The organism is Nonomuraea sp. NPDC049750 (assembly GCF_040659625.1).
GTDB lineage: Bacteria > Actinomycetota > Actinomycetes > Streptosporangiales > Streptosporangiaceae > Nonomuraea.
The window spans coordinates 53,467-78,802 of record NZ_JBFANB010000034.1 but is presented as its reverse complement, the minus strand read 5'-3'; the positions used below and the strand labels follow the sequence as shown (position 1 = coordinate 78,802).

General features: G+C 70.6%; 25 protein-coding genes. 11 read left to right on the top strand and 14 right to left on the bottom strand.

Annotation, left to right across the window (positions count from 1 at the left end; translation table 11 throughout):
* Positions 1–93 precede the first annotated feature (93 nt).
* Positions 94–1,722 (bottom strand): ABC-F family ATP-binding cassette domain-containing protein, encoded by a 1,629-nt coding sequence (locus AB0J16_RS49450; protein WP_358553242.1) that lies wholly within the window; start codon positions 1,720–1,722, stop codon positions 94–96.
* A gap of 28 nt (positions 1,723–1,750) precedes the next feature.
* Between AB0J16_RS49450 and AB0J16_RS49445 the strand changes: the two genes are divergently transcribed.
* Both AB0J16_RS49445 and AB0J16_RS49440 read left to right on the top strand, forming a co-directional pair.
* A complete protein-coding gene (locus tag AB0J16_RS49445; RefSeq protein ID WP_358553240.1) occupies positions 1,751–2,098 on the top strand; it encodes a DUF2809 domain-containing protein in 348 nt (115 codons plus the stop codon).
* Between the two features lie 120 nt (positions 2,099–2,218).
* On the top strand, positions 2,219–3,748 hold the full coding sequence (locus tag AB0J16_RS49440; RefSeq protein ID WP_358553238.1) for an amino acid permease: 1,530 nt from the start codon (positions 2,219–2,221) through the stop codon (positions 3,746–3,748).
* 5 nt (positions 3,749–3,753) lie between these two features.
* Here the strand turns inward: AB0J16_RS49440 and lipB are convergent, their stop codons facing one another.
* The 5 genes from lipB to AB0J16_RS49415 form a co-directional block, all read right to left on the bottom strand.
* A complete protein-coding gene (lipB, locus tag AB0J16_RS49435; protein WP_358553236.1) occupies positions 3,754–4,389 on the bottom strand; it encodes a lipoyl(octanoyl) transferase LipB in 636 nt (211 codons plus the stop codon).
* Between the two features lie 201 nt (positions 4,390–4,590).
* On the bottom strand, positions 4,591–5,250 hold the full coding sequence (locus AB0J16_RS49430; protein WP_358553323.1) for a polysaccharide lyase: 660 nt from the start codon (positions 5,248–5,250) through the stop codon (positions 4,591–4,593).
* Positions 5,251–5,532: 282 nt separating this feature from the next.
* Positions 5,533–5,715: a PspC domain-containing protein gene (locus AB0J16_RS49425; protein WP_219529398.1), complete on the bottom strand. Its 183-nt coding sequence runs from the start codon at positions 5,713–5,715 to the stop codon at positions 5,533–5,535.
* A 60-nt stretch (positions 5,716–5,775) separates the two neighbouring features.
* Positions 5,776–6,282: an HAD domain-containing protein gene (locus AB0J16_RS49420; protein ID WP_358553233.1), complete on the bottom strand. Its 507-nt coding sequence runs from the start codon at positions 6,280–6,282 to the stop codon at positions 5,776–5,778.
* A gap of 32 nt (positions 6,283–6,314) precedes the next feature.
* Complete coding sequence (locus AB0J16_RS49415) at positions 6,315–7,232, bottom strand: AraC family transcriptional regulator (RefSeq protein WP_358553231.1); 918 nt, start codon at positions 7,230–7,232, stop codon at positions 6,315–6,317.
* Between the two features lie 74 nt (positions 7,233–7,306).
* Here AB0J16_RS49415 and AB0J16_RS49410 point away from each other — a divergent pair, with 74 nt between their 5' ends.
* Entirely contained in the window at positions 7,307–8,119 is an 813-nt protein-coding gene (locus AB0J16_RS49410) for an NAD(P)H-binding protein (protein WP_358553229.1), read from the top strand.
* Positions 8,120–8,234: 115 nt separating this feature from the next.
* Here the strand turns inward: AB0J16_RS49410 and AB0J16_RS49405 are convergent, their stop codons facing one another.
* From AB0J16_RS49405 to AB0J16_RS49380, 6 genes are all read right to left on the bottom strand, one after another.
* The gene (locus AB0J16_RS49405; protein WP_358553227.1) at positions 8,235–8,996 is read right to left on the bottom strand and encodes an ATP-binding cassette domain-containing protein; all 762 of its coding nucleotides are present in this window, start codon (positions 8,994–8,996) and stop codon (positions 8,235–8,237) included.
* A 73-nt stretch (positions 8,997–9,069) separates the two neighbouring features.
* Complete coding sequence (locus tag AB0J16_RS49400) at positions 9,070–10,011, bottom strand: ABC transporter ATP-binding protein (protein WP_358553225.1); 942 nt, start codon at positions 10,009–10,011, stop codon at positions 9,070–9,072.
* Positions 10,011–10,853, bottom strand: coding sequence for an ABC transporter permease (locus AB0J16_RS49395; RefSeq protein ID WP_358553223.1), 843 nt, complete (start codon positions 10,851–10,853; stop codon positions 10,011–10,013). The genes AB0J16_RS49400 and AB0J16_RS49395 overlap by 1 nt, the downstream gene beginning before the upstream one ends.
* Positions 10,850–11,764, bottom strand: coding sequence for an ABC transporter permease (locus AB0J16_RS49390; protein ID WP_358553221.1), 915 nt, complete (start codon positions 11,762–11,764; stop codon positions 10,850–10,852). Before AB0J16_RS49390 ends, AB0J16_RS49395 begins: the two co-directional genes overlap by 4 nt.
* A gap of 2 nt (positions 11,765–11,766) precedes the next feature.
* Positions 11,767–13,374 (bottom strand): ABC transporter substrate-binding protein, encoded by a 1,608-nt coding sequence (locus AB0J16_RS49385; protein ID WP_358553219.1) that lies wholly within the window; start codon positions 13,372–13,374, stop codon positions 11,767–11,769.
* A complete protein-coding gene (locus AB0J16_RS49380; protein WP_358553217.1) occupies positions 13,371–14,504 on the bottom strand; it encodes a C45 family peptidase in 1,134 nt (377 codons plus the stop codon). Before AB0J16_RS49380 ends, AB0J16_RS49385 begins: the two co-directional genes overlap by 4 nt.
* 114 nt (positions 14,505–14,618) lie before the next feature.
* Between AB0J16_RS49380 and AB0J16_RS49375 the strand changes: the two genes are divergently transcribed.
* Entirely contained in the window at positions 14,619–15,500 is an 882-nt protein-coding gene (locus AB0J16_RS49375) for a MurR/RpiR family transcriptional regulator (protein ID WP_358553215.1), read from the top strand.
* Positions 15,501–15,541: 41 nt separating this feature from the next.
* Complete coding sequence (locus AB0J16_RS49370; RefSeq protein ID WP_358553213.1) at positions 15,542–16,372, top strand: undecaprenyl-diphosphate phosphatase; 831 nt, start codon at positions 15,542–15,544, stop codon at positions 16,370–16,372.
* A 4-nt stretch (positions 16,373–16,376) separates the two neighbouring features.
* Here the strand turns inward: AB0J16_RS49370 and AB0J16_RS49365 are convergent, their stop codons facing one another.
* Entirely contained in the window at positions 16,377–17,534 is a 1,158-nt protein-coding gene (locus AB0J16_RS49365) for an MFS transporter (protein WP_358553211.1), read from the bottom strand.
* Positions 17,535–17,617: 83 nt separating this feature from the next.
* On the opposite strand from AB0J16_RS49365, the gene AB0J16_RS49360 reads away from it, so the two are divergent.
* From AB0J16_RS49360 to AB0J16_RS49350, 3 genes are all read left to right on the top strand, one after another.
* Entirely contained in the window at positions 17,618–17,935 is a 318-nt protein-coding gene (locus AB0J16_RS49360) for a helix-turn-helix transcriptional regulator (RefSeq protein ID WP_358553209.1), read from the top strand.
* A gap of 76 nt (positions 17,936–18,011) precedes the next feature.
* On the top strand, positions 18,012–20,681 hold the full coding sequence (locus AB0J16_RS49355) for an ATP-dependent helicase C-terminal domain-containing protein (RefSeq protein ID WP_358553207.1): 2,670 nt from the start codon (positions 18,012–18,014) through the stop codon (positions 20,679–20,681).
* Between the two features lie 102 nt (positions 20,682–20,783).
* Positions 20,784–21,548, top strand: a complete 765-nt coding sequence (locus AB0J16_RS49350; RefSeq protein ID WP_358553205.1) for a hypothetical protein — start codon at positions 20,784–20,786, stop codon at positions 21,546–21,548.
* A gap of 93 nt (positions 21,549–21,641) precedes the next feature.
* Here AB0J16_RS49350 and AB0J16_RS49345 read toward each other — a convergent pair whose 3' ends face one another.
* Positions 21,642–22,817 carry a pyridoxal-phosphate dependent enzyme gene (locus AB0J16_RS49345; RefSeq protein ID WP_358553203.1) on the bottom strand — a complete coding sequence of 392 codons (1,176 nt, stop codon included), beginning with the start codon at positions 22,815–22,817 and terminating at the stop codon, positions 21,642–21,644.
* Positions 22,818–22,875: 58 nt separating this feature from the next.
* On the opposite strand from AB0J16_RS49345, the gene AB0J16_RS49340 reads away from it, so the two are divergent.
* Genes AB0J16_RS49340 through AB0J16_RS49330 form a run of 3 tightly spaced genes read left to right on the top strand, consistent with a single transcriptional unit; the run spans position 22,876 to position 25,325 of the window.
* Complete coding sequence (locus AB0J16_RS49340; protein ID WP_358553201.1) at positions 22,876–23,706, top strand: SPFH domain-containing protein; 831 nt, start codon at positions 22,876–22,878, stop codon at positions 23,704–23,706.
* Positions 23,699–23,860, top strand: a complete 162-nt coding sequence (locus AB0J16_RS49335) for a hypothetical protein (RefSeq protein ID WP_225294533.1) — start codon at positions 23,699–23,701, stop codon at positions 23,858–23,860. Before AB0J16_RS49340 ends, AB0J16_RS49335 begins: the two co-directional genes overlap by 8 nt.
* Positions 23,861–23,879: 19 nt before the next feature.
* Entirely contained in the window at positions 23,880–25,325 is a 1,446-nt protein-coding gene (locus tag AB0J16_RS49330; protein WP_358553199.1) for an amidase, read from the top strand.
* Positions 25,326–25,336 lie beyond the last annotated feature (11 nt).

The window sequence follows — 25,336 nt, the reverse complement described above, 5'->3', positions numbered from 1 at the left end:
TCCTGTGTAGAGAAAGGCACACCATACGAACACTGCGTGTCAACGAGTGCCGGAAAATTGTTTCACCTTCGTTTCCTTGAGCGGTGTAAATTTTCAGACCGACTCAAGAACTGTCCCGTCGCTCAGTCTCAGGCGACGATCGACGTGCACGGCGTCGAGCATCCGCCGATCGTGGGTGACGAGCAGCAGCGTGCCTGGGTAGCTCGACAGGGCCGACTCCAACTGCTCGATCGCGGGGAGGTCGAGGTGGTTCGTCGGCTCGTCCAGCACGAGTAGATTAACGCCTCTAGCCTGCAGCAACGCCAAAGCCGCGCGGGTGCGCTCGCCGGGCGACAGCGTGTCGGCGGGCCGCAGCACGTGCGCGGCCCGCAGCCCGAACTTCGCCAGCAGCGTCCGCACCTCGGCGGGCGGCAGCTCCGGCGTCTGCGCGCCGAACGCGTCGAGCAGCGGCTCCCCGCCCTCGAACAGCCCTCTGACCTGATCCACCTCGCCGACCACCACGCCGGGCCCGAGTGTGGCGTGCCCCTCGTCGAGCGGGGTGCGGCCGAGCAGCGCGGCCAGCAGCGTCGTCTTGCCCGAGCCGTTGGACCCGGTGATCGCCACCCGCTCGGCCCAGCCGATCTCCAGGTCGACCGGGCCGAGCGTGAACGCGCCCCGTCGGACCACCGCGCCGCGCAGCGTGGCCACCACCGCGCCGGAACGCGGCGCGGCGGCGATCTCCATCCGCAGCTCCCACTCCTTGCGCGGCTCCTCGACCACCTCGAGGCGCTCGATGAGCTTCTCCGACTGGCGGGCCTTGGCGGCCTGCTTCTCGGTCGTCTCGATGCGCGTGTTGCGGCCGATCTTGTCGTTGTCGGTCGCCTTGCGCCGGGCGTTCCTGACGCCCTTCTCCATCCAGGCCCGCTGTGTCCTGGCGCGGGATTCCAGCTGGGCGCGGGTGTCTGCGTACTCCTCGTACCGCTCGCGGGCGTGCCTCCTGGCCACCTCGCGCTCGTCCAGGTAGGCCTGGTAGCCGCCGCCGTACAGGCGGATCTGCTGCTGGGCCAGGTCAAGTTCCAGCACCTTGGTGACGGTCCTGGCCAGGAACTCCCGGTCGTGGCTGACCACCACCGTGCCGGCCCGCAGGCCCTGGACGAAGCCCTCAAGCCGGTCGAGCCCGTCAAGGTCGAGGTCGTTGGTCGGCTCGTCGAGCAGGAACAGGTCATAGCGGCTGAGCAGCAGCGAGGCCAGTCCCGCGCGGGCCGCCTGGCCGCCCGACAGCGAGGTCATGGGCTGGTCCATGCCCACCGGCAGCCCGATCTCGGCCGCCCGCTCCTCCAGGTCGGCGCCGCCGAGCGCGAGCCAGCGCTCCAGCGCGACGCTGTAGGCGTCGTCGGCGCCCGGCCGCGCCTCGACCAGGCCCTGGGTGGCGTCGTCGAGCTCCCGCTGCGCCTGCTCCACGCCGGTACGCCTGGCCAGGAACCGCCCGACCGTCTCACCGGGGCGGCGCTCCGGCTCCTGCGGCAGGTGGCCGACCGTGGCCGTGGCCGGACTGAGGCGTATGGAGCCCTGCTCGGGCCGGTCGATCCCGGCCAGCAGGCGCAGCAGCGTGGACTTCCCGGCGCCGTTGGCCCCGACGAGCCCGATGACGTCGCCGGGGGCCACCACCAGATCCAGGTTCGAGAACAGGATCCGCTCGCCGTGCCCCGCCGCAAGGTCCTTGACCACCATCGTCGCGCTCATGTAGGCCGATGCTACTAACGTGAGCCAAATGTCTCGCTGGCTCGTGCTCGCCGCCGCTGTCGTCACCGTTGTGGCCGGGCTGGGGGTGCGGCTGCTGTGGGACGGACCGTTCGCCAAGTACGCGGGCGACGCGCTCTACACGGTCCTGATCTACCTGCTCGTCGTGCTGGTCCTGCCGCGCGTCCGGCCGGTGTGGGCCGCGCTGGGGTCGGCCGCGCTGAGCTGGGCGATCGAGTTCGCCCAGCTCTGGGAGATCCCGCCGCTGCTGCGGCCGCTGCTGGGCAGCACGTTCAACCCGCCCGACCTGTTCTGGTACGCCGTGGGCGCCGCCGTGGCTTGTACTGCGCATTTAGCGACGAGGTCCACATTTAGGTAAAGAACGGTCCTTACCAGCTCGAAACTCCGCTGTAACGCCTTGCCTGTGACATGGAAATGGTCTAGAGATAGACCAAATCCTAGAGAGTCCTCCGCCGCGCATCCCCCCAAGGAGACCTCAATGACCACAGAAGAGGATTCCAGGCGCCTCGCCGAGCTCGGTTACAAGCAGGAGCTGTCAAGGACCTGGAGCGGTTTCTCCAACTTCGCCATCTCCTTCTCCATCATCTCGATCCTCGCCGGCTGCTTCACCACCTTCGGCCAGGCCTGGAACAACGGTGGCCCCATCGCCATCTCCTGGGGCTGGCCGCTGATCTCCGTCTTCATCCTGATCATCGGTCTCTGCATGTCGGAGCTGGTCTCCGCGTACCCGACGGCGGGCGGCATCTACTGGTGGGCCGCCACCATGGGCAAGCCGATCCACGGCTGGTTCACCGGCTGGCTCAACCTGATCGGCCTCATCGCGGTCACCGCGTCGGTCGACTACGGCTGCGCGACGTTCCTGAACATCACCATCAACCGGCTCACCGGCGGCGGCTGGGAGGCCTCGCTCGGGAACGCCTTCCTGCTGTTCGTGATCATTCTGGTGCTCCACGCGCTGATCAACATCTACAGCCACCGGCTCATCTCCATGCTGCAGAACGTCTCGGTCTGGTGGCACGTGGCGGGTGCCGCGATCGTGGTGGCGATCCTGATCTTCGCTCCGAGCCACCACCAGACGGTCGGCTTCGTCTTCACCGACACCATCAACAACTCCGGCTTCGGCGACGGCGACGGCGGCATTCCGTTCTGGTTCTACGTGCTGCCGCTGGGCTTCCTGCTCACCCAGTACACGATCACCGGCTTCGACGCCTGCGCGCACGTGTCGGAGGAGACCCAGGGCGCCTCCACGGCGGCCGCCCGCGGACTCTGGCAGTCGATCTTCTACTCGGCGATCGGCGGCTGGATCCTGCTGCTGGCCTTCCTGTTCGCCGCGACGAACGTGGACGAGATCAACAAGCAGGGCGGCTTCGTGGGCGCCATCTTCGAGACCGCGCTCTCCTCGCCGCTGGCCACCGCGGTCTTCGCGATCTCCACGATCGGCCAGTTCTTCTGCGGGATGAGCTGCGTGACCTCGATGTCGCGGATGACCTACGCGTTCTCGCGAGACGGCGCCGTGCCGGGCTGGCGGCTGTGGTCGAAGGTCGACCGCAACCGGACGCCGGTCAACGCCATCCTCGCGGGCTGCGTGGTGGCCGCGCTGATCACGCTGCCCGCGCTCTGGGCGCCGCCCGGCTCGACCACTCCGGTGGCCTTCCTCGCCGTCGTGTCGATCGCGGTCATCGGGCTGTACCTGGCGTTCCTCATCCCGATCTGGCTGCGGCTACGCATGGGCGACAACTTCCGGCCCGGCCCGTGGACCCTTGGCCGGAAATATCGGGCCATGTGCTGGATCGCCTGCATTGAGATCGTGATCATCTCGATCTACTTCATCATGCCGATCAAGCCCTCGGCGATCCCCGGCAACGAGAACTTCACCTGGACGGACGTGAACTACGCCCCGGTCCTGGTCGGGGTTGTGCTCCTCGGCATCGCCCTGTGGTGGAAGCTGTCGGCCAAGCACTGGTTCACCGGGCCCCGCCGGACCATCGACGAACTGCCCATGCCTTAAGACGCTTACGACGCTTCAAAGGCGGTGGCCACGGCCGCCCGGACGGTGTCCATGGACGTGGCCTCCAGCTCTCTCTTGAGCGAGGTCATGTCCACGTCGGGCATGCCGCAGGCGACGGCCCAGTGCCACGGCTCCAGGTCGCCGTCGACGTTGAGCGCGAAGCCGTGGCTGGTGACGCCACGGCTCTGCCGCATCCCGATGGACGCGACCTTGCGCCCCGTCTCGGACGTCCAGACGCCGGTCAGCAGCTCGGAGCCGGGCGGGGTGTCGCGGCGCTCCGCGGGCAGCCCCAGCGCGCCCAGGGCCTCGACCAGCCGGAGCTCCACTTCCCGTACGTAGTCGACGATGCCCTCCTCCTCGCCCAACTTGACGATGAGGTAGCCGACGAGCTGGCCGGGACCGTGGTAGGTGAGCTGGCCCCCGCGGCCGGTCTCGACCACGGGGATGCCGCGCGACGGGTCCGGCAGGTGGGTCACCGGCGTGCGGCGCCCGACCGTGTAGACCGACGGGTGGCTCAGCAGCCAGAGCGTGTCCGGCCGCTCGTCTCGTTGGCGCTCACCGACGAGGTCGGTCATGCGCTCCATCGCCTTGTCGTAATCGACGAGCTCATCCTGGACGAGTGTCAGCGGCCTAGCCCTCATGCGTTCCAGCATAGGACGCCCCAGGCGGTGTTTCTAAAGCCATGTCCTGCTGCATGACGCCCAGCGCGGCACCTCGCGGGGTCGCCCTGCCCCGCGAGTCATCTTCGGCCGCCAGCCAACCCCCGGCTGACTCCCTCCTCCGCCTCGCGATGCACCACCCTGGACCGCTGCTCGCTACCGACGGCCGCTTTGCAACACTCCCTAGTCCTTCGCGGGGTTGACCGCGTTGAACGATGTGCCCACGGCGACATTGTCGTGGAAGATCACCCGGTTCTCGACGAGGGTCGGTGCGGTGTTCCAAGCGGGCTTGTAGAGCCCCCACTTCAGATAGCCCTTGGTCTCGGCGTCGTCGTTGAAGGTGTTGGCCCCGGTGGCACTCACGACCTTCTTCCAGCCGGGCGTCTTGTCAGTCTGATGCCAGCCGGTGAGGGCGCCGTCGCTGCCGTGGCTCCACTTGATGTGGAACACGAAGTCGTGCCACCGCCCCGGCTGCGCGTCGGCCAGGTCGTAGCTGGCCTTCTGGAGGGACTCGGACGTCGAGCAGCGGTTGCCGTCGGAGTTGACGCGCAGTTGAAACTTACCGGTGGGCTGCACGGTGATGAACGCGCTCGGCCACTTCTGCGCCTCGCACTTGTCGCGCCACGGCTTCCACTGGAAGACGATCTCCTCCCTGGAATCCTTCTCCCACGTACTCGGGATGTAGATGCTGAAACCGTAGTAGGCCGTGATGCCCGACCTGAAGTGGCTGGCCTTGTTGTGGAGCGTGTGCGATTCCGCCCTGACTCCGCCCTCGACCTCCGGATCGCCGTATTTCAGCTGGCTCATGACCGCGTGCTCACCGGTCCGCCCGAGGGAACTCATCCCGAGCGAGTGCGTGCAGCATTCATTGACCTCGAGTGCGGTACCCGAGGAGATCTCGCCCTTCTCGTAGGTGAACCTAAGAGTGCCCGCCGCAGCGCTCGTGGCAGTCGCGGTACCCGCCGCCGTGGCCGGTCTCGTGGCCGACAGCGCGGCGCAGCCGGCAACCAGTGCCACACAGGCAGCACCCAGCCGGTAGTTCCGGGATATCACTTTTGCCACCTTCCGTCGCGTACGCAATGGAGCGCGACCCTAACGGGGGGTGGTATGTCCCGGGTATGTCGACTAGTAGCGCTTCGGCTCCTCGGGGACGAGGATCCACATGGCCACGTAGACCACCCAGAGCGGCCCGGGGATGAGCGACAGCAGCAGCCAGAGGATCCGGACGAGGGTGGGGGGCAGGCCCATCTTGTCGGCGAGACCGCCGCAGACGCCGGCCAGGATTCTGTGCTCTCGTGAGCGGTACATTGTTTCCTCCGTGTGGTTGCACCTATCTGGAAAACGGATGTCCAGGCTGGAGATATCCCACTAGGCACCCTGAGAAAACCCTGAGAGGGTCAGCCACTCATGCGCCTGGGCGAGGTGTTGGCTGGTCAGGCCCTGTCTCGGATCAACATGAATGAGCAGGAAATCATCGAGACCCTGAGCGCCCCTGAGGTATTCCTCGTCCTCCAGCCATACCTGGTCGTCGAACCATACGAACGGCCTGCGGCCGACATAAGCGGCTACGTGCGGGGTCTTAAACATTTCCCCGTACAAACCGCCTTGGTCCGGTCCCATAGGGATGACGGGCAGCTCGGGCAGGCCGAGCCGGGGCCCGATCCACTCGTTGGCGTGCTGCTCCCAGGTCGTCGCCCAGACCAGCTCGGCCCCGGTCACCAGGGCCAGCTCCAGCAGCCTGGTGCCGTGCCTGGCGTTGAGCTGCACCGTGTAGACCTGATCGCCGACCGTGCAGTGGTAGCGGCGGAAGTCGGGCGTGGGCCGGCTGAACGGGTTGAGCACGCCGTCGACGTCGATCAGCAGCAGCGGTCTCATCGGACCGCCCGGTGTTCCTGCGGGCTGCGGTCTCACCGGACCGCCCCCCGATGCTCCTGCGGGCTGACGCCGCGTACCCGCTTGAAGGCCGCGCTGAGCGCGAACGGGCTGCCGTAGCCGACCTGTCTGGCCACCGAGCCGACCGTCGCGTCGGGCTCGCGCAGCAGGTCGGCGGCCAGCGCCAGCCGCCAGCCGGTCAGGAACGCCATGGGCGGCTCGCCGACCAGCTCGGTGAAGCGCCTGGCCAGCGAAGCCCGCGAGACGCCCACCTGCGCGGCCAGCGCGGCGACCGTCCACGGGTGGGCCGGGTTGTTGTGCAGCATCCGCATGGCCCGGCCCACCACCGGATCGCTCTGCGCCCGATACCAGGCCGGCGCCTCGTGGGTGGCGAACCATGACCGCAGCACGGAGATGAGCAGCAGGTCGAGCAGCCGGTCGAGGACCGCTTCCTGCCCCGGCTGCTCCTTGACGATCTCGGCGCCCAGCAGCGGGACGAGCGGGTCACCCCGCTGGACCAGCAGCGTGGGCAGTGCCTCCAGCAGCCGCCTGCTCACCTCCCCCTCCATGAGGTAGGCGCAGGTGATCATCACGGTTTCGCCGTCCGCGGCGTTGCCCCAGGTGCGTACGCCCAGGTCCATGGCCTGGGCGAGCGACACTCCATCGACCGTCGTGCAGTGCTGGCCGGGATGAATGACGATCTGCGGCGGCGTGGACGGGCTGTCGGCCACCGTGTACGGCTTGGGCCCGCGAATGATCGCCACCTCTCCAGGACACAGCCGGACGACGTCCCCCTCATCGGGCACCACCCACGCCTCACCGCGCACCATCACCACCACCGTGAGCGGGGCCTCGTCCTGGATGCGCAGCGACCAGGGCGGATCGAGCAGACAGCGGAGCATGAAGGCGCCCCTCGCCCGCGGACCGTCGAGCAGGGCGGCTAGCTGGTCCATGGCCTAGACGATCGCATATGGGATTGCGCTTCTCAACCATGGAGAGTCTCAGCCTTCGGCGGCTTACTTGAGCCATGACAACTTTGGTGCTGGGCGGCACCGGCAAGACCGGCCGCCGCGTGGCGAACAGGCTCACCGTTCTCGACCACCCGTGGCGGATCGGCTCCCGCTCCGCGCGACCGCCCTTCGACTGGACCGACCGATCCACCTGGGCGCCCGCGCTGGACGGCGTCGACTCCGTGTACGTGACCTACTATCCCGACCTCGCCTTCCCCGGCGCCCTGGCAGACATCCAGGCCTTCACCTCGCTCGCCGTGGCCGGCGGCGTCGGCCGGCTGGTCCTGCTCTCCGGCCGGGGCGAACCGATGGCCGAGGCGGCCGAGCAGGTCGTCCAGTCGTCCGGGGCCGACTGGACGATCGTGCGGTGCAGCTGGTTCATGCAGAACTTCAGCGAGGGCTACCTGCTGGACCCGGTGCTCGAAGGGGTCATAGCGCTGCCGATCGCGGACGTGCCGGAGCCGTTCGTGGACGTGGACGACATCGCGGACGTCGTGGTGGCGGCGCTGACCGAGGACGGCCACGGTGGCAAGCTGTACGAGCTGACCGGGCCGAGGCTGCTCACCTTCGCTGACGTGGCCGCCGAGCTGGCCAAGGCGACGGGGCGGGACATCGTCTACGTCCCGGTGACAGCTGAGGAGTTCGCGGCCGGGGCCCGCGAGCAGGGCGTGCCCGAGAACGAGATCGAGGGGCTGAACGGGCTGTTCGCCGAGGTCCTGGACGGCCGCAACGCGCACCTCGCCGACGGCGTCCACCAGGCGCTCGGCCGGCCCGCCCGGGACTTCACCGACTACGCCACAGCGAACAAGGCGATCTGGACCGTACGTTGACGCCCCACCTGGACCGCGCGCCACGCGCCACCTGGACCGTGCGTTAACGCCCCGCCTGGGCCGCGCGCCACGCGCCACCTGGACCGTGCGCTAACGCACCACCTGGACCGTGCGCTCAGCGCACCACTTTGGCCGGATCCCAGCCGGGGCCGGGCACCGAGGCCAGCAGCAGGCGCGTGTAGGGGTGCTCGGGCTCGGCCAGCACCCGCTCGACCGGGCCCCGCTCCACGACCACCCCCCGATGCAGCACCAGCGTCTCCTCGCACAGGTGCCGGACCACGGCCAGGTCGTGGCTGACGAACAGCAGGGCCACGCCCGCGTCGCGACGTACCTGGGCCAGCAGCTCCAGGATCTGGGCCTGGATGGAGACGTCGAGCGCGGCCACGGCCTCGTCGAGCACCAGCACCGACGGCTCGACCGCGAGCGCCCTGGCGATGGCGAGGCGCTGCCGCTGGCCGCCGCTCAGCTGGTGCGGGCGCGCGCCGGCCTCGCGGCTGCCGAGGCCCACCTGGTCGAGCAGTTCGGCGGCGCGGGCGGGCGGCTTGCCATGCAGGCGGAGCGAGGTGTGCAGGCATTCGGTCGCGGTCAGCCGGGGGTCCAGCGAGAGATAGGGGTCCTGGAAGACCATCTGGATCTCGCGGGCCCGGCGCAGCCTGGCCGCCCTGCTGCGCTCCTTCGGGCCGCGGGCGCGGCCGGCCACGGTGATCGTGCCGGAGTCGGGGGTGACCAGGCCGACCAGCATGCGGGCGATCGTGGTCTTGCCGGAACCGGACTCGCCGACCAGCCCGAGCGAGCCGCCCGGCGCCAGCTCGAAGGAGACCTCGTCGGCGGCCACGGTGCCTTGGAAGGACTTGCTGAGCTTCTGTACGGCCAGCATCAGGCCTCCACGAGGTCTCGTACGGGCGGCACCGGGCCGTGAGCGGCGAGCATCAGGCCGTGGACGGCAGTCATCAGGCCTCCACAAGGCGGCAGGCGGCCGAGCCGCCCGCGACGGTCAGGGGCCGCGGCTGCCAGGCGTCGCAGTCGCCGGTGGCGTGCGGGCAGCGCGGCGCGAACGGGCAGCCGGTGAACGCGTCGTCGAGCGACGGCGGCCGGCCGGGGATGGGGCGGATCGGGCGCGGGTCGCCGAGCTCGGGCGTGCAGGCGAGCAGCCCGGCCGTGTACGGGTGCCGCGGGTCCGCGAACAGCTCCTTGGCCGGCCGCGACTCCACCACCGCACCGGCGTACAGCACGTGCACCCGGTCACAGTAGGCGGCGGCCAGGTGCAGGTCGTGCGTGATGAACAGCATGCCGAGCTCCCGTTCGGCCTGGATCCGGCGCAGCAGCGCGAGCGTTTCGGCCTGGGTGGTCACGTCGAGCGCGCTGGTCGCCTCGTCGGCCAGGAGCAGGGCCGGGTCGGCGGCCAGCGCGGCGGCGATGACCACGCGCTGGAGCATGCCGCCGGACAGCTCGTGCGGATACTGCCGCACGCACCGCTCGGGGTCGCGCAGGCCGACGGCGGCCAGCAGCTCCAGCGCCCGCGTACGGGCCTCCGCCTTGGATCGGCCCAGGGTGAGCACCATGCGTTCGGTGAGGAAGTCACCGATCCGGCGTACCGGGTTGAGCGACGAGCGCGGATCCTGGTAGATCATCGACACCTGGGCGGCCCGCAGGTCCCTGAGCGCCGCGGGGCCCATCGAGAGCACGTCGTCGCCGGAGACCAGCACCCGGCCCGACACCCGCGCCCCCTGCGGCAGCAGGCGCAGCACCGCGCGGGCGATCGTGGACTTGCCCGAGCCGGACTCGCCGACCAGGCCGACGACCTCGCCCTTGCCGACGCTCAGCGACACCTCGCGCAGGATCGGCCGCCGGCCGCCCGCCTCGATCGTGAGGTCCTCCACGGAGAGCAGCATCAGATTCCCCTCACGCCCATGCGGTCGGCGAGCCGTACGCCGATCACGTTGAACGACACGACCACCAGGGCGATGGCCGCGCCGGGCACCAGCACGGGCAGGAAGGCGCCCTGCACAATCGCCGGCTGCCCCTCCTTGACCATGAGGCCCCAGTCGGAGGACGGCGGCTGCGCGCCGAACCCCAGGAAGCTCAGCGTGGCCAGGCTCATCAGCCCCTCGCCGAACAGCACCACGAGGTAGCCGACGATCGAGCGGCCCATGTTCGGCACCAGGTGGCGTACGCAGATCGCCAGGCCGCCCATGCCCTGCACCCGATAGGCGTCGATGTACGGCTTGCCGCACTCGGCCAGCGCGACGCTCCTGGTGTACTTGGCGATCGTCGGGGCGTAGGCCAGGCCCAGCGCGATGACCGCCGTGGTCATGCCGTTGCCGAAGACGGCCACGATCAGCACCACGAACAGCAGCCCGGGGAAGGCGTACATCACGTCGGTCACCCTGGACACCACCGCGTCGACCCAGCCCCGGTGCCAGGCGGCCAGCGTGCCCAGGGCGACGCCGAGGGCCGAGGCGATGGCCAGCAGCAGCAGCGGGCCGACCAGCGAGGTGCGGGCGCCGTACAGGATGCGGGTGAGCAGGTCGCGGCCCGACTGGTCGGCGCCGAGCAGGTGCTCGGGCGAGAGCGGCGCGAGCGAGGCGCCGAAGTCGACCGCGTCCGGCTCGAACGGCGTGATCAGCGGCGCGCACACCGCGCCGACCACGACCAGGCCGAGGAAGGCGGCGGCGAGCAGGTAGCCGAGCGGCCGGGCCGGTCGCGGCGACAGCGTGGTGGCCAGAGCGGTCATGCCCGCCTCCTTGCTCGGGGGTCGATCAGCGGCTGGACCAGCTCCACCAGCGTGGTCACCACGATGTAGGCGGTGACCATGAGCAGCAGCACCGCCTGCGTCACGGGGAAGTCGTGCGTGTTGATCGCGTTGACCAGCAGCGAGCCGATGCCGCTGAGGCCGAACGCGGTCTCCACGGTCACCGTCCCGGCCAGCATCCCGGCGGTCACCAGCCCGCACATGGTCACGATCGGGCCCAGCGCGCCGCGGAAGACGTGCCGGACCACGATCAGCCGCTCGGACAGCCCGGAGGCGCGGGCGACGGTCACGTGGTCGAGCTCGCGCTGCTCGACCATGGCCTGCCTGGTGACCCGGCTGATGATCGCCAGCGCGCCGAGCGCCAGCGTCACGGCCGGCAGGGTCAGGTGCCAGAGCGAGCCGCCACCCATGACGGGGAACCAGCCGAGCCGGACGCCGAACAGCGAGATCAGCACGGTAGCCACCACGAAGGGCGGCACGGAGGTGGCGAACGTCGTGCCCGCCACCACCGCCGCGTCGGTCCGCCCGCCGCGCACCGCCGCCAGCACGCCCAGCGCGATGCCGAACACCACGAACAGCACGGCCGCGTAGGCGACCAGCCCGAGCGTGCTCGGCAACCGCGCCGCGAGCAGGTCGCCCACCTGGTCGTTGTACTGCGTGGACCGGCCCAGGTCGCCGGTCACGGCGTCGCCGAGCCAGCGCCCGAACTGGACGAGGAACGGGTCGTCCAGGTGGTACTGGGCGCGGACGGCCTCCAGGTATTCGGGCGTCAGGTTCTCCTTGCCGCCCGCCAGGAACGTCACCGGGTCGCCGGGCGCCGCGTACGACGCCCCGAAGATGACGAACGAGGTGACCAGCAGCGTCGCGAGCACCCCCGTCAGCTTGCGGACCATGCTCAGCCCTTGGCCCCGAGGTCGGCGGCCCACGGGTAGCCCATGTAGACCTGGGAGGCGGGCGGCCCGGTCACCTTGCCACCGAGCACGACCGCGGACGGCACCTCGACGAGCGAGATCCACACCATGTCGGCGGTGAAGCGCCGCTGCAGCTCGATGACGTCCTTGGCGCGCTGGGCGTCGTCGGTGCCGGCCAGCGCCTTCGCGACGAGCGCGTCGTATTCGGGCGAGCTGAAGCCGACCCAGTTGTTGGCCGAGCCCGTCAGGCCGTTGTCGTAGAAGCCGATCGGGTCGGACTTGGTGATGTACCAGTCGTCGGGCACCAGGTCGACCTGGGCGCGCAGCGCCTTGTCGGTGTAGAAGCTGCCGAACTCCGACGGCGGCACGGTCTTGATCTGCGCGGTGAGCCCGATCTTCTTGGCCGCGTCGACCACCGCGTTGGCGATCACCGTACGGGTCTCGTCCCCGTTGGTGGCCACCACGATCGGCTCCTTGGGCGTGCCTGCCTCCTGGACGAGCTTCTTGGCCTCGTCGAGCGACGGCGTCTCGGGCGCGCCGGACAGCTGGTCATAGGCCGTCTGGAAGGCCTGCTTCTCGTACGACCAGGCGCCCGCGCCCACCGGCACCTTCCACGGCCTGGCCAGCCCGGCGAACCCGGACTTGGCGATGCCGGCCCGGTCGACCGCCAGCGACAGCGCCCGGCGGATCTTCGGGTCCTTCAGCACGCCACGGTCGGTGGGCAGCAGCACGAACACCCGCGTGGTGGGCCCGTAGGCGACGTTGACCGCCTGGTTGCCCTGCAGCGCGACCGCAGGGCCGGTGCTGGAGAGGTAGGCGCCGTCGGCCGCGCCCGTCGTCAGGCTGTTGACCAGCGCGGTGTCGCCGGCCCATTTGAAGGTCACCGTCTTGGTGAGCGGCTTGACGTCCTTGTTCCAGTACGCGTCATAGCGCTCGATGGACAGCTCGGTGCCCGACTTCCAGTCCTTCACCTGGTACGGCCCGCTGCAGGCGTCCTCGTGGCCCGGTGTGCCGTACTCCTTGCCGAGTTTGTCCACGACCTTCTGGTTCAGCACGATGCCCGCGCCGCCCGCCATGGCCTGGACGAACAGCGCGTTCGGCTTCTTGAACGCGATCGTGACCTGGCCCTCGCCGGACTTGCTGATCGACTCGACGTCCTCGAACTCGTCGGATTCGTCCATGCCCTCGCCCGAATGCCGCTTCAGGCTCCACACGACGTCCTCGGCGGTGACCGGCGAGCCGTCGTGGAAGGTGGCGTCCGTGCGCAGGGTCATGACCATGGTCTTGGGGTCGGGCTGGTCGATCTTCTCGGCCAGCCACGGCTTGACCGTCATGTCGGGCTGCGTCTGCATGAGCCGCTCGCAGACGTTGGCCAGGACCGTGCGGTTGTCGGTGTTGCCGTCGATGTCCATGTCCAGCGTGCCCGGCTCCTCGTCGAGCAGCCAGGTGGCCGACTCGAGCGCGCCGGTCGCCTTGACCGTCTGGTTCACCAGCGTGAGCTTGGCCGGGTCGGGCGCCTTGGTGGTGGCGGCCGGGCCACCGCACGCGGCGGTGAGACCGATCAGCCCGGCCACAGCGAGTGTCTTCTTCACAACGTCTCTTCTCCGTGCGGTCCGTCGTAGAGGTTCCAGGGCACGCGCTCGTACTCGTGGTCGCAGGGCGTGCCGGCGGCGATCAAGTAGTCGCCCGTGGTGAGGTCGACGCAGCTCGACAGCAGGGTGGCCCACTGCTTGACAGGGGGCTGGCTCTCGTCCGGGTGGGTGCAGAGCGACTCGGGGTAGCCGAGGTGGTCGGACATGGCGTGCCTGATCAGCTTGCGCGCCTCGTCACTGCCGGACGCGTGGCGTACGGCGCGCAGCCCGCCCTCCGCGCGCGGCACCCGGAACAGCGAGTCGGCCGAGCCGGGGCGGTAGGTGGCGGCGAGCTGGGGCGGCATGAACGCCTGATAGTGGTTGCCATGCACGAGCAGTCCGTCGGTGGGATACATCCAGCCGACCGCGCCGGGCGTGGTCTCCAGGTCGATCGCGAAGCCGGCGCGGTGGGTGACCAGCGCGTTGCTGGCGATGTGGGCCCGCGACTTGGTCAGCGCCTCCAGCGCCGAGTTGAGGTCGGCGCTGTCGAGGACCCGGCGCCTGATCAGCGTCTGCGGCACGCCGATCGCGTCGTCGAAGCGGCCGCCGAGCCCGTTGGCGTTGAGCGCGATGCCCGCCGAGTTGGCCCCCTGCCGCCCGACTTGGCCCGCCTCGACGTGCATGATCACGGTGGGCCTGCCCGGCTGGACCACCCTGAGCACCATGACCGTGTCGGCCACGCCGGCCCGCCAGTCCCAGTTCTGGCCCGCGTACACGTGGCCGTCGCCGGACGCCTGCTCCAGCAGGGCGAAGGAGGTGCACCCGTCCGGCTCCATGGAGTTGAACGTGGTGTCGTAGATGATCTCCCCGCGCGCGTTCAGCGCGACGATGTCGAGGAACTCGACGCCGGCGCCCTCCGCGATGCCCTCCATCTCCTCGACCAGGTCGGGGGCGAACGCCTTGCTCGGCTCCACCCAGCGCGCCGCCCGCTGCGTCACCTGGGGCCAGGCCAGGCCACTGGAGTGGGCGAACGCCTCTGCGTAGTAGGCCAGCGCCCGGTGGATCCGTTCGCGGGCCTGCTCGCCGTACTGGCGCCCGCGTTCTCGCGGACTCCCGGCGATCTCGACGACGGGCAGGGAAGTGAGGCTCAATGGTGCTCCTTGGACCGGCCGATGCCTGTAACGTTCATTTCAGTGAGGCAACGAGTCCGTAGCGGTCGTTTCCAGGCAAGAGTAATGAGCGCTACACAGGAGTCAAGGTTCGTAATGGAAAATTCACACAGTCCGATCGAGCAGCTCAGGAGCACGGTGAAGCAGCTCTGGGACGAGCTGTCTCCCGCCGAGCGAGCCGTGTGCCAGTTCTTGATCTCCGCCGCGCCCGAGCAGATCCTCTTCTCCAGCGCGCAGGAGCTGGGCGCGGCCTCCGGCACGAGCAACGCCACCGTGATCCGCACCATGCAGCGGCTCGGCTTCGGCGGGCTGCCGGGGCTCAAGCGGGCGCTCGCCGGTGAGTTCACCTCGGCCGTGGCGCCCGACGTACGCATGCGGCAACGCATCAGCCATGTCGGCCACGACCTGTCGGCGATCTGGGACCGGGTCTTCGACGAGGCCCGCGAGCGCCTCGACCACGGCCGCCGGCTCTATGACGCGGAGGCGTTCCAGCGCGCGATCGAGGTGATGGCCCACGCGAGCTCGGTGCTCGTTTACGGCGCGGGCGCCTCCGAGCCGTCGGCCCGTTACTTCGCGCTCAAGCTGGGCCGTCGTGGCCACCGGGCCCGCGCGGTCTCGGCCACCGGCTTCGCGCTGGCCGACGATCTGCTCTCGCTCCAGCACGGCGAGGCCGTCGTCATCTTCCAGCCCGGCCGCAAACTCAGGGAGCTCACGGTCCTGATCGACCGGGCGCACGCGGTGGGCGCCGGCGTGATCCTCATCTCGGACGAGCTGGGTGGCACTTTCGCCGATCGCGTCGATGCCGTACTGGCCGCCCCCCACACGCCCACCGGCATCAGCGCCGAGCCGCTGACCGGCATCATCGTGGCCGACGCGCTGCTGCTGGCCCTCGATTCGCTCGACGAGACCCGCTCCGTGGAGCACTCACACCAGCTGACCGCACTCCGCGAGCAACTGCTGGGCCCCCGTATCCGCTAGCCTCGCCTCGTCACTTACGCGGGTATGGGGAAGGTGTAGTCGTGATCGGCTGGCTCGAAGCGGTGGTGCTGGGGCTGATTCAGGGCCTCACGGAGTTCCTGCCGATCTCCTCAAGTGCCCATATTCGCGTGGTGTCCGCGTTCTTCGGCTGGCAGGATCCCGGCGCCGCGTTCACGGCGGTGATCCAGCTCGGCACCGAGACGGCGGTGCTGATCTACTTCAGGAAAGAGATCTGGGAGATCATCTCCACCTGGACCCGCGCCCTGTGGACGCCCGAACTGCGCAGCCACTACGCCGCCCGCATGGGCTGGTACGTGATCGTCGGCTCCCTGCCCATCGGCATCCTGGGCCTGGTGTTCAAGGACCAGATCGAGACGGTCTTCCGCGACCTGCGCCTGGTGGGCACCACGCTGATCGTCTTCGGCATCATCCTCTGGTTCGCCGACTACACCGCCCGCAACAGGCTCACGCTGGAGAAGCACCTGAGCTTCACGCACGCCATCGTCTACGGCTTCGCGCAGGCCCTGGCGCTGATCCCCGGCGTCTCCCGCTCCGGTGGCACGATCACGGCGGGCCTGTTGCTCGACTACCGGCGCGAGGACGCCGCCAAATACTCCTTCCTGCTGGCCATCCCCGCGGTCCTGTCGTCGGGCCTGCTGGAGGTCGCCCAGATCGGCGGGGGCCAGGCACCCACCTGGGGGCCGACCATCCTGGCGACGGTCATCTCGTTCGTCGTCGGCTACGCGGCGGTGGCCTGGTTCCTGAAGTACATCAGCCAGCACCGCTTCACCGGGTTCGTCATCTATCGCATCCTGCTCGGGCTGTTCGTCATCCTCGCGGTCACCATCGGCTGGATCCCCGCCCAGGGCTGACGCCTCAGACAGACACCCTCTTACTGGACTCACTGGCCGAACGTGTCGGCTCCGGCCGATAGGTCGCCAGCGTGAAGACCAGCGCCAGCAGCGCGAGCCCGGTGGCCAGCACGATCACGCCCGCCCTGCCGTACCCGTCGAGCGCCAGGCCGCCGGTGATGCCCGCCACGAACAACCCGACGTACTGCGCCGAAGACAGCAGTCCAAGGCCGATCGGCACGTTGTGCGGCACGGCCGCCACGGTCCTGTACTGCTGCGCCGGCGCGACCAGCCATCCGAGCGCGCCCCAGCAGAGCGCCCACACCAGGGCGATGGGCAGGGCGAGGTTCGCGACCGGGATGAGCGCCAGGAACACCGTCGAGGCGGCGATGCCGATCAGCACCATCCGCCGCGGCCCGTACTTGTCGGTGAACCGCCCGCCGACCTGGTTGCCCACGACCCCGCCGATCCCCCACGCCCACAGCACGGCGGGCAGCGGCAGGTCGAACAGCGAGCCGATGTAGGTGTAGGCGGCGAACCCGGCGGCGAACATCAGCAACTGCGTCGTCAGCACCGCCAGCACTCGCCGGTCGGCCAGCGGGGCGAACCGGTCGGCCAGCCGTCCCGTGGTCTCGATCATGACGTCGGGCACCACGGCGACCACCCCGGCGAAGCCGAGCACACCGAGCGCGACCACGAGCCAGATCGTCGCCCGCCAGCTCAACGCGGACCCGAGCCAGGTACCCAGTGGCACGCCGATCGCCGACGCGACGCTCAGGCCGCCCATCACCAGCGCGAGCGCTCGGCCACGGCGTTCGGGCGAACTCAGCGCCGTGGCGACCCCGGAGGCGGTCGGCGTGAACATCGCCGCCCCCGCCGCCGCGACCACGCGGGTGACCATCACCAGCGGGTACGTAGGCGCCAGCGCGGTCAACGTGTTGCCCAGCACGAACACGGCCAGCGCGATCAGCAGCACCCGCCTGCGGGACAGCCGCGCGGTCAGGGCGGCCAGCACCGGCGACAGCAACGCGTAGGCCAGCGCGAACACGGTCATCAGCTGGCCGGCCGCCGATAACGAGATATCCAGATCATGTGAAATGGGCGCCAGCAGCCCGGCGGTGACGAACATGCCGGTGCCGACGGCGAAATTCCCGAGCGCGAGAGGATAGAGCCGACTGCTCACTGAGTCTCCTTCAGTTTGATGCTCATCAAACTGGACTATCGTTGGATTGTTGTCAAACAATGCGACGGAGGTAAGGTCGGACCATGCGCCTGCTTCCACATCCGGCCACTGCCGACATCCAGCTCACCGAGGTGTTGCGGGCGCTGTCCGACCCCATACGCATGGAGATCGTCATCCGGCTGGCCAGCCGCGGCGAGATAACCTGCACCGCGGCGTGCGACGACCTCGGCGTCCACAAGTCGACGGCCTCACACCACTACCGGACGCTGCGCGAGGCCGGGGTGATCATGTCGAGACAGGAGGGGCGGCTGAAGTACATCAGCCTGCGGCGCGACGGCCTCGACGCCCGCTTCCCCGGCCTGCTCGACGCGATCCTTTTGGCGGCTCATGTCCCGGTCTGAGAGGTGGTCCGCGTCTGACGGCCGCCCGCTGCCCCAGACTGACGGGCGGCGGGCGTCCCCGGCTGACGGGCGGCCGGTGTCCCCGGCTGATGGACTGCCCATCCGGCAAGTCCTGCCCGAGCTGCTCGACGTGCTCGACCGCGCCGGCTCGGCCGTCCTGACCTCGCCGCCCGGCACGGGCAAGACCACCGTCGTCCCGCTCGCCCTGGCATCGGCCGGGCTACGGGTGCTGGTGGCGGAGCCGCGGCGACTGGCCGTACGAGCCGCGGCCAAGCGGATGGGCGTCAGCTACACGATCCGCGGCGAACGGCACACCGGCGCGAACCCCCTGGTGGAGGTCGTCACCACCGGCGTACTCCTGCAGCGGCTCCAACGCGACCAGGAGCTCTCTGGCGTGGACGTGGTGATGCTCGACGAATGCCACGAACGCCACCTCGACGCCGACACGGCGCTCGCTTTCCTGCTCGACGTACGGGACACGCTCCGCCCTGACCTGCGGCTCCTCGCCGCCTCGGCCACCGCGGACGCCGCCCCCTGGTCGCGTCTGCTCGGCGACGCGCCGATCGTCCACGCGTCGGGGGCGACGCACCCCGTCGAGATCGTGTGGACGCCACCGGTACGCCCGGTCGCCCCACCACACGGGCTCCGGGTCGACCCTGCCCTGCTCTCGCATGTCGCCCAGGTGGTACGGCAGGCGCTGGCGGAACAGGAGGGCGACATCCTGTGCTTCCTGCCCGGCACAGGCGAGATCGCCAGGGTGGCCGCCCTGCTCAGCGGCACGCTCTCGGGCGACGGACTTTCGGGCGATGGGCGCTCGGGCGGCGGGCGCTCCGGCGGCCGGTCCTCCGGCGGCGTCGAGATACTTCAGGTGCATGGGCAGGCGCCGGCCCGGGTCCAGGACGCGGTGCTGTCGCCCGGGTCGGCGCGCAGGGTGGTGCTGGCCACGTCGGTGGCGGAGTCGAGCCTGACCGTGCCGGGGGTGCGGGTGGTGGTGGACTCGGGCCTGGCCAGGGAGCCCCGCACCGACCACGCCCGGGGCCTCGGCTCGCTCACCACCGTACGAGTCTCGAAAGCGTCGGCCGACCAGCGCGCCGGCCGGGCCGGACGGGAGGCTCCCGGCACGGTGTACAGGTGCTGGACGGCGGCGGAGCACGAGCGGTTGGCCGACCATGCACGGCCGGAGATCGCGCTGGCAGACCTCACGGGCTTCGCACTCCAGGCCGCCTGCTGGGGCGACCCGGACGCCTCAGGCCTCGCCCTGCTCGACCCGCCACCACCCGCCGCGATGACCGCCGCCACCCGCACCCTCCACACCCTGGGCGCCCTGGAACCAGCCCCCGGCACCACCACGCCCTCGTACGCGCCGGACGACACCGACCAGGTGACCGGTGACAGCGCTGGCCGAGTAACCGGGGACGACGCCAGCCAGACAATCGGTGACGGCGCCGGTCAAGCAACCGATGGCGGCGCCGGCCGGGTGATGTGGCGGGTGACCGCGCGAGGGCGGCGGATGGCGCTGGTCGGCGTGCACCCGCGCCTGGCCAGAGCGCTCCTCGACCTCGGACCGCGCGCCGCCGAGGTGGTGGCGCTCCTGTCCGACCAAATCCCCCGCGAGGCGGGTGACGACCTCGTGGAGATCTGGCGCTCGGCCCGCCACGGCCGCGACGGCTTCACGGCCCGCTGGCGCCAGGAGGTCCGCCGCCTCACCAGAAGCACCCCACCCCCGGACCGACCCGCCCCACCACCGAACCGGCGGGCCACGTCACCGGACCGGGGGCCCGCGTCACCGGACGAGCGGGAGATGACCGACGACGCGATGGCCGGGCTGGCGGTGGCCTTGGCGTTTCCCGAGCGGGTGGCGCGGCGGCGGGGCGGTGGATACCTGATGGCGTCCGGCACCCAGGCGCAGTTGGCCGAGGGGTCGCGGCTCGGCGAGGCGAAGTGGCTGGCCGTGGCGGTGGCCGACCGTCCCACCGGCTCGGCGTCGGCCCGGATCCGGCAGGCCGTGGTGATCGACGAGGAGACGGCCAGGCTGGCGTTCCCGGTCACCACTGAGGAGGAGATCGCGTGGCGGACCCCGCCGGGCGAGCGCCGCGGCGATGTGTCCGCCCGCGTCGTCGAGCGGCTCGGCGCGATCGAGCTCTCCGCCACCCCGCTCAAGAACGCCGACGTACGCGAGGCCATCCTGTACGGCCTGCGTACCGAGGACGTACTGACCTGGACCAAGGAAGCCACCGCCCTCAGGGACCGCCTGGCGTTCTGCCATCGCGAACTCGGCGACCCATGGCTCCCGATGGACGACCTGGCGGAGATCGCCGAACGCTGGCTGGAGCCTGAGCTGTCCCGCGCCCGCCGCCGCGCCGACCTGGAGCGCATCGACGTGGCCACCGCCCTGAAGCGGCTGATCCCATGGAGCCGACGGCTGGACGAGGTGGCACCCGAGCGCGTCGCGGTGCCCAGCGGCTCCCGAGTCCGGGTGGACTATTCGGGCGGGCAACCGGTGCTGGCGGTAAAGCTGCAGGAGCTGTTCGGCTGGACGGAGACGCCGAAGATCGCGGGCGTGCCGCTCCTCGTACACCTGCTCTCCCCCGCCGGACGCCCGGTGGCGGTCACCGCGGACCTTGCCTCGTTCTGGCGCGAGGGCTACCGTGCGGTCCGCGCGGAGCTACGCGGCCGCTACCCCCGCCACCCCTGGCCGGAGGACCCGCTCACAGCGGCCCCCACCCGCCGCGCGAACCCGAGATGACCCCGTGGCCGGACGAACCCGACCGACTGGCGCATAAACCGACTGACGGACGAACTGGGACCGGAACCGACCGACGGATGAGCCAGGTGGGACGGAGCCGAGATGACCGATGACCGGCTGCTTGAGGCGGCGCGCAACAACGCCGAGTGGTGCGACGCGGTGTGCCGCTCGCACGGGTCCCCCGGCACGTTCAGCGCGCTGAGCTGGACCAACCCCGGCGTCAGCCCTACCTACTACCCCGATGCCGTCACCCTCTCCCCCGAGGCGACGTGGGCCGACCTGCTGGCCGGGGTCGAGGGCAAGCGGAGCGCCTCGGTCAAGGACAGTTTCGCGGTGCTCCAGCCGCCGCCCGGGTGGGACCTGCTGTTCGAGGCCGAGTGGATCCACCGCCCGGCCGCCACGACGACCGGCGAGGCCACCGCCCTGACCGACGAGGCCACCGCCTCAACCGGCGAGACAACTGCCCCGACCGGCGTGGCCATCGCCCCGGCGGCGACCGGGGACGTCATCGTCTGGGAGGCGGTCCGCGACGCGGGCACGCTCCGCGACTGGGAGCGCGCCTGTTTTCCGGCGGATGACGGGGATCTGTTCCGGCCGTCACTGCTGAGCGAGGTCACCGTGCTGGCGGGCCGGATCGACGGCGACATCGTGTGCGGGGCCGCGCTCAACGCGAGCGGCAGTGTCGTGGGCGTCTCGAACGTGTTCGCCTTGGGCTGCGACCTGGACGCTGCCTGGTCGGGCACGGTAGCTCTGGCGGCCGAGCTGTTCCCCGGCCGCCCACTGGTCGGCTACGAGACCGACCCGACCCCCGCGTCCCGGCACGGCTTCACCCCGATCGGCCCGCTCCGGGTGTGGCTGAAGGCGTGACCCCGGACGCGCCGCCCCGACCCGGCGGCGCCACAGCGGACCTCAGCGCACATCGCCAGGCCATGGACGACCTCACCGCATGCACAGACGACCTCACAGCACGTCGTCCATGGTCGGGTTCGTCAGTACCTCGACCGTCTCAGACCCCACCCCCACATCCTTGAACCCGCTGGACGTGGCGACACAGACCACCGGCCCGTCGAAGTCCCGCCCCAGCCTGCGGTAGGCGGCCAGCCCCGCCGCTCCCGACAGTTCCTGCCACAGCCCCTGCCTGGCCAGCGCCCGTTGCGCCGCCCGCATCTCCTCGTCGGTGACCAGCAGTGCCTCTCCGTCGCTGTCGCGCACCGCCCGTACGCCCCGGTGCCCGCCCACCGAGCCGCCGATGCCGTACGCGTCCGTGTGCCCGAGCGAGACGATCGCGGCCGGCGCCCCCGTGGCGACGGCCCGCGCGTGGGGACCGCCCGCGGCGGGCTCGCAGGAGAACATGCGCGGCGTCGTACCCGCCAGCCCGAGCCGGCGCAGCTCGGTGAACCCCTTCCAGACCCCGTAGAGCAGCTCCGCGTAGCCCGTCGGCGCGAACACCGCCGCCGGCACCCCGCCGAGCTGCAGGAACAGCTCGTACGCGATCGTCTTGTAGCCCTCGGCCCCGAACGGGTGCCCGGTGTGGGTGACGGTCAGGTTGCTGACCGGGTGGTAGCCGAGCCGGTCCACGATCTCGCGCATCAGCGGCCAGCGCGCCTCGACCGGCACGGCGAGCACCTTGGCCCCGTACGCGCGGACGAGCGAATGGACGGCGGGCGGCGCGTCGGCCGAGGCCAGCACGATGGCGGGCAGGCCGGCGCGGGCGGCGTAGGCGGCGGCCGAGGCGCCGTGATTGCCAGACGAGGCCACCACCACGCCGGGCGCGCCCGCGCCCACGGCCGCGCTGACGGCGACCCGGTTGAGCCGGTCCTTGTGCGACCAGGTGGGGTTGCGCGACTCGTCCTTGACGTACACGCCCTCCAGCGGGATCAGCGGCGTGCCGCCCTCGCCCAGTGTGGGCGCGTGCAGTGGCGGCAGCAGCGGTGACCAGCGCGCGAGGTCGGGGCCCGGCTCCTGCTCGAACAGGGTGGCGCTGACCCGGGCGTAGTCATAGTCGACCTCGACCGGATAGGCCAATGACGCGGTGCTCGTTCTGGGGCAGCCGCGGGTCAGCGGCGGCCACAGCGGATACGTGATCGAGGGGTCGCCCAGGGAGCGCTGGCCGGTGGCCAGAGATGGTCCGTTCACGCGGCCCAAGCCTAGACGCGCTATCATTGTGATATCACTTCGATAGCAAGGAGTCGGGATGGAACGATACGCCTTCCGCCTGAACGGTTTCCTGGTCGTCCTCGTCCTGCTGGTGCTCGCCGCCATAGCGGCCATCGGCTCGCCGGAGGTTCTGGGCATCGGGTGGATCGTCCTCTTCGCACTGGTCGCCAGCGGGTTCACCGTGGTCAACCCGAACGAGGCGAAGGTGGTGCAGTTCTTCGGCCGCTACATCGGCACGGTCGAGGACGCGGGCTTACAGTGGGTGCTGCCGTTCACCAACAAGACCACGATCACGCTGCGGGTCCGCAACTTCGAGACGGCCAAGCTCAAGGTCAACGACGCCGACGGCAACCCGGTCGAGATCGCCGCGGTGGTCGTCTACAAGGTGGACGACGCGGCCAAGGCCAAGTTCTCGGTGGATGACTATGAGGACTACGTCGAGATCCAGTCGGAGGCGGCCGTGCGGCACCTGGCCACCACGCACCCCTACGACTCGCACGACGCCGGTCGCACCAGCCTGCGCGACGGCACGGAGGTGGCCGCCGAGCTCACCACCGAGCTGCGCGAGCGCACCGAGCTGGCCGGGATCGAGGTGCTGGAGGCGCGCATCACGCACCTCGCGTACGCTCCCGAGATCGCCCAGGCCATGCTGGTCCGCCAGCAGGCCGCGCAGGTCGTGGCGGCACGCACCCGAATCGTCGAAGGCGCTGTGGGCATGGTCCAGCTCGCGCTCGATAGGCTGGCCGCCGAGCAGGTGGTGGAGCTGGATGAGGAGCGTAAGGCGCAAATGGTCTCCAACCTCTTGGTCGTCCTCTGCGGCGACCGGGCGATCCAGCCGGTGGTGAACACCGGCAGCCTGTATGCCTGAGCGCAAGAAGCTCCTGCTGCGCCTCGATCCGGCCGTCTACGACGCCCTCGCCAAGTGGGCGGCCGACGATCTGCGCAGCGTCAACGCGCAGATCGAGTTCGCGTTGCGGCTCGCGCTGAAGCAGGCCGGCCGGGAGCCTCGCAACGAAGGGTGAAAACCCGCACACTTTAAGCATGTTGTGGACAGGCAGGTCCGCCATCGAGATCGCGACGGCCGTACGTCAGGGTGAGGTCACGGCCGCGGCCGTCGTCGAGCAACACCTTCACGCGATCGCCGAGCGCGATCCAGGAGTCGGGGCGTTCCGGCTGGTCAGGGAGCGAGCCCTGGACGAGGCGCGGGCCGTGCAGGAGCGCCGCGACCTGGCCGACCTGCCGCTGGCGGGCGTACCCGTCGCGGTGAAGGACAACCTGGAGGTCGCGGGCGAGGCCACCCGGGGCGGATCCGCCGCGACAGCGGACACGCCCGCGCCCAAGGACCACGAGACGGTCGGCCGGCTGCGCGCGGCCGGCGCGGTGGTCGTCGGCCTGACGAACCTGCCCGAGCTGGGCCTGGTCGCCTTCGGCGACAGCGCCTACGGCACCGTGCGCAACCCCTGGAACCTGGCCCGTACGTCCGGCGGCTCGTCGGCGGGCAGCGCCGCGGCGGTGGCGGCCGGGATGGTGCCGCTGGCGCTGGGCAACGACGGGATGGGCTCGCTGCGCATTCCCGGGGCGTGCTGCGGGGTGTACGCCATCAAGCCGGGCACGGGCCTCGTACCACCGCCGACGGAGACCTGGGGCGGCCTCACCGAGAACGGCCCGCTGGCCAGGAACGTGCCCGACCTGGCGCTGATGCTCTCCGTCCTGGCGGCCGACGAGGGCCTGGCCGAGTCCTGGCGCGGCGGCGAGCGGATCGAGCCCCGGCCGCGCATGCTCCGCTCGGTCTGGGCGGACGATGACGACGAGGTCTGGGCGCCCCGGCCACCGCAAGACACCCCGGAGCCCTTCGACCTGCGCGTGGCCTACGCCCCGCAGCCGCTACCGGTGGGCCTGCCGATGGACCGCGAGTTCCAGGCTGCGGTACGCGCGGCGGCCGAGACCCTCAGGGTCGCCGGGCACACGGTCGTCGAGCACGAGCAACGCCTGCCGGCCGCCCTCGGTCCCGCCACGATCGCCACCTGGCTGACCCGCGCTTCCGGAGCGGCCACCGGCCTCGACCGCGCGCGTCTGGAACCACGCACCCGCGCGCTGGCCCGCGCGGGCCGGGTGCTCCACGCGCTCAGGCTGGACGGCGAGCGGGGCCGCGCCCGCTGGCACGGGTACGGCGCCGACCAGTGGTTCGGTGACGCCGACGTGCTGATCACGCCGACGCTGGCCCGGATTCCGCCGAAGGCCGACCGCTGGGGCGAGCGCGGGCTCTTGCGCAACCTGCTGGCCAACGTCAGGTACGCGCCCGCCACCGGCGCCTGGAACATGTGCGGCTGGCCCGCGCTCACCGTCCCCATCGCCACCCATTCCAGCGGCCTGCCGATCGGCGTCCAGCTCATCGCCCCACCCGGCGGCGAGCCGCAACTCCTCGGCCTGGCCGCCCAGCTGTCGGCCGCACACCCACCGGTCCGGCCGCGCGGCTACTCAAGCTGACCCCGGCGGAC